The organism is Ornithinibacillus halophilus, from assembly GCF_900129485.1.
In the GTDB taxonomy this organism is placed as follows: domain Bacteria; phylum Bacillota; class Bacilli; order Bacillales; family Amphibacillaceae; genus Ornithinibacillus; species Ornithinibacillus halophilus.
The window spans coordinates 46,588-52,663 of record NZ_FQVW01000019.1 but is presented as its reverse complement, the minus strand read 5'-3'; the positions used below and the strand labels follow the sequence as shown (position 1 = coordinate 52,663).

Here is a 6,076-nt window from a genome sequence, read left to right as displayed (position 1 = left end):
CGTGATAAGCCACACCTTCTAGCTCTGACTTCTAAAGAAGGTGCCTCTTAGTGGGTTTCCTCACTTTTCGAAAAGTCACCAACTTATCCCGCCGCCGTGCTTCACACTTATTGCATTAGGGTCTATTTGTTCGCCTACGGTTCTCTCGAATTCCCGCATCTCCTTCAGACAACACCTCGCAGCATTGCCCTAGATTAGGCTTTCCGAGCTAGGTCAGTCTCCTCGGATATGGACTCTCACCATTTGGAAATTTTATTTCTTTCTGTCATCCAGTCGTTTCACCTCAGTGACGTCTCTGTCCTAAAAGAGATAAAACAGGCGCTTAGTTGTCAGCGCCACGTGTAACTGCCCGTCGCACAAAAAGCAGGGGAATTTCAATCCCCTGCTTTTATCCTTTTCCTTGAACTGCTGGAATACCTTTATCTGGTTTTGTTCGTCTAACTAATAATGCTAGGCCTAACGCGAAGATTGTTAGGGCTGTTGAAACATAGAAAGTTACATTGACTCCTCGTATTAGTTCTGATGGTTCTGCAGTAGTACCAGTAGATAGTGCTGTACTCGTCATAATGGTTACTAAAATACCCGTACCGATCGATGCTGACACTTGTCGCATTGTATTATTCATTGCAGTACCATGTGCAATTAACCGGTTTGGTAATTGATTTAAACCGGCAGTCGTAGATGGCATCATTACCATCGATATCCCGAACATCCTAATAGCAAATACTACTGTTAAATAAGTTAAGGACGTGCTCGCAGTAAGTTGAGTATAGAGAAAAGATGTTACGGTTAAGAGGGATAAGCCCGTGATTACTAATACCCTCGCACCATATCGATCGAATATCCTCCCATTAATTGGAGACATAAATCCCATGAGTAATGCACCTGGCAACAACACTAATCCTGTTTCTAATGGTGAATAACCTGCCATGGTTTGCATGTAAATTGGTAAAATGGTCTCAGCAGAAATTAAACCAAGGAAGGCAACCATACCTATAATCGTCATTAACGTGAAAATCCTATTTTGAAAAACACGAAATTCCAAAATTGGTTGCTCCAATTTGAATTGTCGTTTAATAAAGATCGTTAAGGTGGCTATTCCTATTACAATAGAAAGAAGCACAACTGGATTGGACCACCCTAAATTCCCAGCACTACTGAATCCATACAATAATCCTCCAAACCCTAGTGTCGAAAGTATGATAGATAAAATATCGACTTTAGGATACGTTCGCTTCGTTACATTTTTCATTACAAAGTAAGCAATAATTATATCAATTATTGTCAATGGAAAAACAACATAAAATAACGACTGCCATTGAAAATGTTCTAATAACCATCCGGAAAGTGTCGGTCCAATAGCTGGAGCAAATCCGATGACTAATCCTACAGTCCCCATTGCCGTCCCCCGCTTTTCAATAGGAAAAATAAGCATGAAGACCGTCATCATTAACGGCATCATAATCCCAGCACCAGCAGCTTGTATGACCCTCCCTGTCATTAACATCGGAAAATTGAGGGAGATTGCACAAACCGCTGTTCCTAAAGCAAATAAACTCATCGCAAATAAGAATAGTCGTCTTGTAGTAAATGTTTCGATTAAAAAGGCCGTAATAGGGATCATAATTCCATTGACTAACATAAAAATCGTCATGACCCACTGTGCTATATTCTCGGTTATGTTGAAACTATCCATAAATACTGGTATTGCAGGAGCTAGCAGTGTTTGATTTAAAATTGCAAGGAAAGCACCAGGTAATAAAACAGCAACGATTGGAAATTTTTTCATTTGCTTTATGTCCATTTCTTGTTCTTTTCCCATTTCTTTCTCCCTCTCAGATGCTGTTTTCGTTTACTTCCAATTTTACATTATACCATTTTCTACTTTACTAATATACAATTTTGTATTTTATTTTCGGAAAATTTAATTTATAATGGTGTTAATAAATATTTTATGTTAGGAGTGTTAGTGATGCCTTATTTTCAGGAGATTTGGTTTGGAGTTCTGATTATTGGAATCATCGTGATGGTAACTCTAACCTTTACAAGCCTATCAAAAAAGATTTCAGCCCGTTCACGCAAATTGATAGCAGTAAGTTTTTGGACAGTTTTATTTATTGTATCCACTATTAATGCATATCTTGTGCATGGTCTATCTTCCCAATTCATCGTATTCGGTATTGGAATCATATTAGGTATTATCGCTTTATTTATTACCTGGAAAAATAAACGGTGAAATGGTAGTTCTTAGAGATTGTTGCAGTTTATGGACGTATTTACTTAGATCCATTCCAAAAACTCAATTCGATTACCAAAAGAATCATGTACGTATATACGATTAGCCCCTGGTAAATTATAATCATTTTCGTAGTTATAATTCTTTTCTTCTAAATACTTTTTCATTGCAGTAAGATTTTGAACAGCAATTGCAGGATGTGCTTTTTTTGCAGGAATAAAATTCTCTTCCACACCTATATGGATATTTATGTCCCCTGCATTAAACCACACACCACCTCTATCTCGTAAAGGTTGGGGCTTTTCTACTTCTTTTAATCCTAATATGCCAGAGTAAAATCTCCTAGCTTCTTCTTCCCCTCCAATTGGTGCCGATAATTGGACATGATCGATCTTTCTAAATTGAAATTCCATTAAAATTCCCCCTTCTACTTAAATCATACGATATCTTTAATAATATAGATAATAGTAGTTTTAAATCAAAAGTGAGTGTTTTTACTTATCACTTTGATTGAAGGGAGGCCTCGATGACCGTAGATTAAGGAATTAGGGTTCTTCCGTAATCGAGAGGGGGGGATCGGTGACGTTAGCTTAAGGAATTGGCGTTCTTCCGTCATCGAGAAGGGCTATCGATGACCGTAGCTTAAGGAATTAGCGCTCTTCCGTTATCTAGAGTGGATATAGATGACCGTAGCTTAAGGAATTGGCGTTCTTCCGTTATCGAGAGAGGGTCATCGATGACTGTAGCGGAAAGAATAGGTGCTCTTCCGTTATCGAGAGGGGGCATCGATGACCGTAGCTTAAGGAAAAGGCACTCTTCCGTCATCGAGAGGTGGCATCGATGACCGTAGCATAAGAAATAGGCGTTCTTCCGTCAACGAGAAGGGCTATCGATGACCGTAGCTTATGGAATAGGCGTTCTTCCGTCATCGAGAAGGGCTATCGATGACCGTAGATTAAGGAATTGGCGTTCTTCCGTCATCGAGAGGAGGCATCGATGACCGTAGCTTAAGGAATTGGCGTTCTTCCGTCATCGAGAGAGGGCTTCGATGACCGTAGCGTATGGAATTGGCGTTCTTCCGTCATCGAGAAGGGGGGATCGGTTACGGTAGCGTATGGAATAGGCGTTCTTCCGTTATCGAGAAGGGCTATCGATGACCGTAGCGTAAGAAAAAGAGGTTCTTCCGTCATCGAGAGGAGGCATCGATGACCGTAGTGGAAGGAATAGGCGTTCTTCCGTCATCGAGAAGGGGGGATCGGTTACGGTAGCGTATGGAATAGGCGTTCTTCCGTCATCGAGAAAAGCTATCGATCAACTTAGCTTAAGGAAAAGGCATTCTTCCGTCATCGAGAGGGGGCATCGATGACCGTAGCTTAAGGAATTGGGGTTCTTCCGTCATCGAGAGGGGTCCTCGATGACGGTAGCTTAAGGAAAAGGCACTCTTCCGTCATCGAGAAGGGCTATCGATGACCGTAGTTTAAGGAAAAGGTGCTCTTCCGTTATCGAGAGGGGTCCTCGATGCCCTTTTGAAGAAAAGACAAGTCAAAAAGTAATCGATAGACGCTCTCGATGCCCTTACGAAGATTAAAGAGAGTGATAAGGTAATCGAAAGATACAATTGTGGCAACATCGAACTACTCTACAGCCCAAATCGAGATTCGGAGTAGAGCTTATTGCTACCTCAGGTGAGTTAGTACTCTTATCTAAGTATTCCTGAAATCCATACTATCTTTAAGCAAACTAAAAAGACCAACTTCTAAAAAGAAATTGGTCTGCCATAAACTTATTCATAGCCACAAATGCCGTACTCTCAATAAAAAGTTTTAAACCACCACTTCACCAAGTGGGTGTTTGCAGAAACCTTCCTGTCTTCCACTCTTTGGCGGCTCGACATTAGAGTTCCGATGTAAAACTCCCTATTCTTTCATTAGAGGTTAAAACTTAGTTAAATACGAACACCGTAGCTTATATTTATATACTACTATCTAATCTTTTTAAAATCAATGTCAAATTCATCCAGTTGACTAGAATGAACGTTAAGTCCTAAAAAAGTAACTCATATACTTCGTTCAATTGATATATTCTAGTTCCATCGCCTACGTTATTGGCATAACTCAATTCCCTCTCAACCAGGGACTCTAAATAAGAAAGTTCTTTATCATCCAAATCATTAACAAATGCTTCTTCGTTCTCATACTGATTGGATTCCATTTTATTATATATTTCTTTGCACAAATCATGCTCTAGATAATTGGACAACGACTCTCGTAAATAAAGTAATGTATTATCGATGGTCATCACCTGCTTTATTAGATCTTCGTATTTTTCTTTTTGGAACGTTGCTCTAACTGAGATTTTGGTCGATGGTCTTCAGCATCCTCAGTCAATCCTTGAGGGTTGACACTCGTATTTACACGCTTCTTACTCCACTGGTTGTTCTTTTCACTCATGACTACACCTCCAATCTTATTATTTTCTTTTAACCATGTTTTATCCAATCCATTATCGTATGATGAGATACAGCCAGTAAAAAATTGTAATGATAACACTATTCTTATACAATCATTGTAGGAGTTGATGAAATGAAAAAGGTACTAAACACAGTAATATTAATGTTCTTAGCTTCAATACTATTTGCCTGTCAATCAGAAGAAAGTATTTCGATCAGTGATGAAAATCTTGAGAAAGCTATTCGAACCGAATTAAACATTGAGGACGATGAACCAATTAATGAAAATGTAATTAAAGAAATTGAGGAATTAAATTTAGCTGATGAAAGTATTCAACAATTAGATGGAATACAACATTTTAACGCATTAGAAAATTTAGACTTACAAAACAATAAAATTGAAGACTTTTCACTTTTAGAGGAGTTAGAAAATCTAACATCCGTTAATGTTATAGGGAATCCATCTGTATCAGAACATCAATCCTTTTTTGATAACTTATCAGCAAAAGGTGTTGAAGTTACCTCAGTTTTGGTAAGAGAAGTCGTTGGAGAACCAGATGGTCCTGGTGGCTTTTTATGGAAAGTTGAAAACGGGGACACTACTGTCTACTTACAAGGTACGATTCATATGGCAACAGAAGATTTATTTCCACTAAATAAAGCTATAGAACAAGCCTATGTTGATTCTGATGTAGTTGTACCTGAAATTGATTTAACGAATATAAATCCGCTAGCTTTACAGGGACTGACAATGGAGTTAGCAACCTTTAGCGATGGAACTACTTTAAGAGACCATCTTTCTTCAGAGTTATATACGGAATTAGATACTGTCATGCAAGAATTTAATATGCCACTACAAATGATGGAAAACCTCCAGCCATGGTTTATTGCACAAACCATCCAACAATTAATGATTCAGCAACTGGGGTATTCAGCTGGTGTTGATGAATATTTTCTAGCTAAAGCAGATGAAGATAACAAGGAAATTATTGCACTTGAGACACCAGAAGAACAATTAGGCCTATTTGCAAATACAACGATGGATTATCAAGTTCAAATGCTTGAAGAATCGTTAGTGGATATTGACGAATTTGATGCACAAATGAAAGAAATGCTTCACCTTTATAAAGAAGGAAATGCTGAAGAGCTTCTAGATTCTCTAACAGTTGAAGGAGTCGAGATGACAGAAGATGAAGCCTTATTTATGGAAGCTTTAAATGACAATCGTAATTATGGAATGGCCGAATCGATTGTGGAATTTTTAGAAGAAGATAATGGAGATACGTATTTTGTCATTGTTGGTAGTCTTCATTTCTTATTAGAGCCCCATATTATTTCGATTTTAGAAGATGAAGGATACGAGGTTGAAAAGGTATTGTAATTTAAAATCG

At 38.4% G+C, this 6,076-nt stretch carries 6 protein-coding genes and 1 other RNA gene; 2 read left to right on the top strand and 5 right to left on the bottom strand.

The window, feature by feature from the left end; all coding sequences use genetic code 11:
• Positions 1–388 precede the first annotated feature (388 nt).
• Entirely contained in the window at positions 389–1,822 is a 1,434-nt protein-coding gene (locus BUB12_RS09425) for a DHA2 family efflux MFS transporter permease subunit (protein WP_072890337.1), read from the bottom strand.
• Between the two features lie 150 nt (positions 1,823–1,972).
• Between BUB12_RS09425 and BUB12_RS09420 the strand changes: the two genes are divergently transcribed.
• Positions 1,973–2,236 (top strand): hypothetical protein, encoded by a 264-nt coding sequence (locus BUB12_RS09420; RefSeq protein WP_072890335.1) that lies wholly within the window; start codon positions 1,973–1,975, stop codon positions 2,234–2,236.
• A gap of 44 nt (positions 2,237–2,280) precedes the next feature.
• Here BUB12_RS09420 and BUB12_RS09415 read toward each other — a convergent pair whose 3' ends face one another.
• From BUB12_RS09415 to sspL, 4 genes are all read right to left on the bottom strand, one after another.
• Positions 2,281–2,649 (bottom strand): VOC family protein, encoded by a 369-nt coding sequence (locus BUB12_RS09415; protein WP_072890333.1) that lies wholly within the window; start codon positions 2,647–2,649, stop codon positions 2,281–2,283.
• Between the two features lie 1,374 nt (positions 2,650–4,023).
• A non-coding RNA gene (gene ssrS, locus BUB12_RS09410) (6S RNA) lies at positions 4,024–4,206 on the bottom strand.
• Positions 4,207–4,279: 73 nt separating this feature from the next.
• Positions 4,280–4,528, bottom strand: a complete 249-nt coding sequence (locus BUB12_RS09405) for a sporulation protein (RefSeq protein WP_072890346.1) — start codon at positions 4,526–4,528, stop codon at positions 4,280–4,282.
• 17 nt (positions 4,529–4,545) lie between these two features.
• Positions 4,546–4,686: a small, acid-soluble spore protein L gene (gene sspL, locus BUB12_RS09400; protein WP_072890331.1), complete on the bottom strand. Its 141-nt coding sequence runs from the start codon at positions 4,684–4,686 to the stop codon at positions 4,546–4,548.
• Between the two features lie 132 nt (positions 4,687–4,818).
• Between sspL and BUB12_RS09395 the strand changes: the two genes are divergently transcribed.
• Positions 4,819–6,066 (top strand): TraB/GumN family protein, encoded by a 1,248-nt coding sequence (locus tag BUB12_RS09395; protein WP_072890329.1) that lies wholly within the window; start codon positions 4,819–4,821, stop codon positions 6,064–6,066.
• Positions 6,067–6,076: the final 10 nt, after the last annotated feature.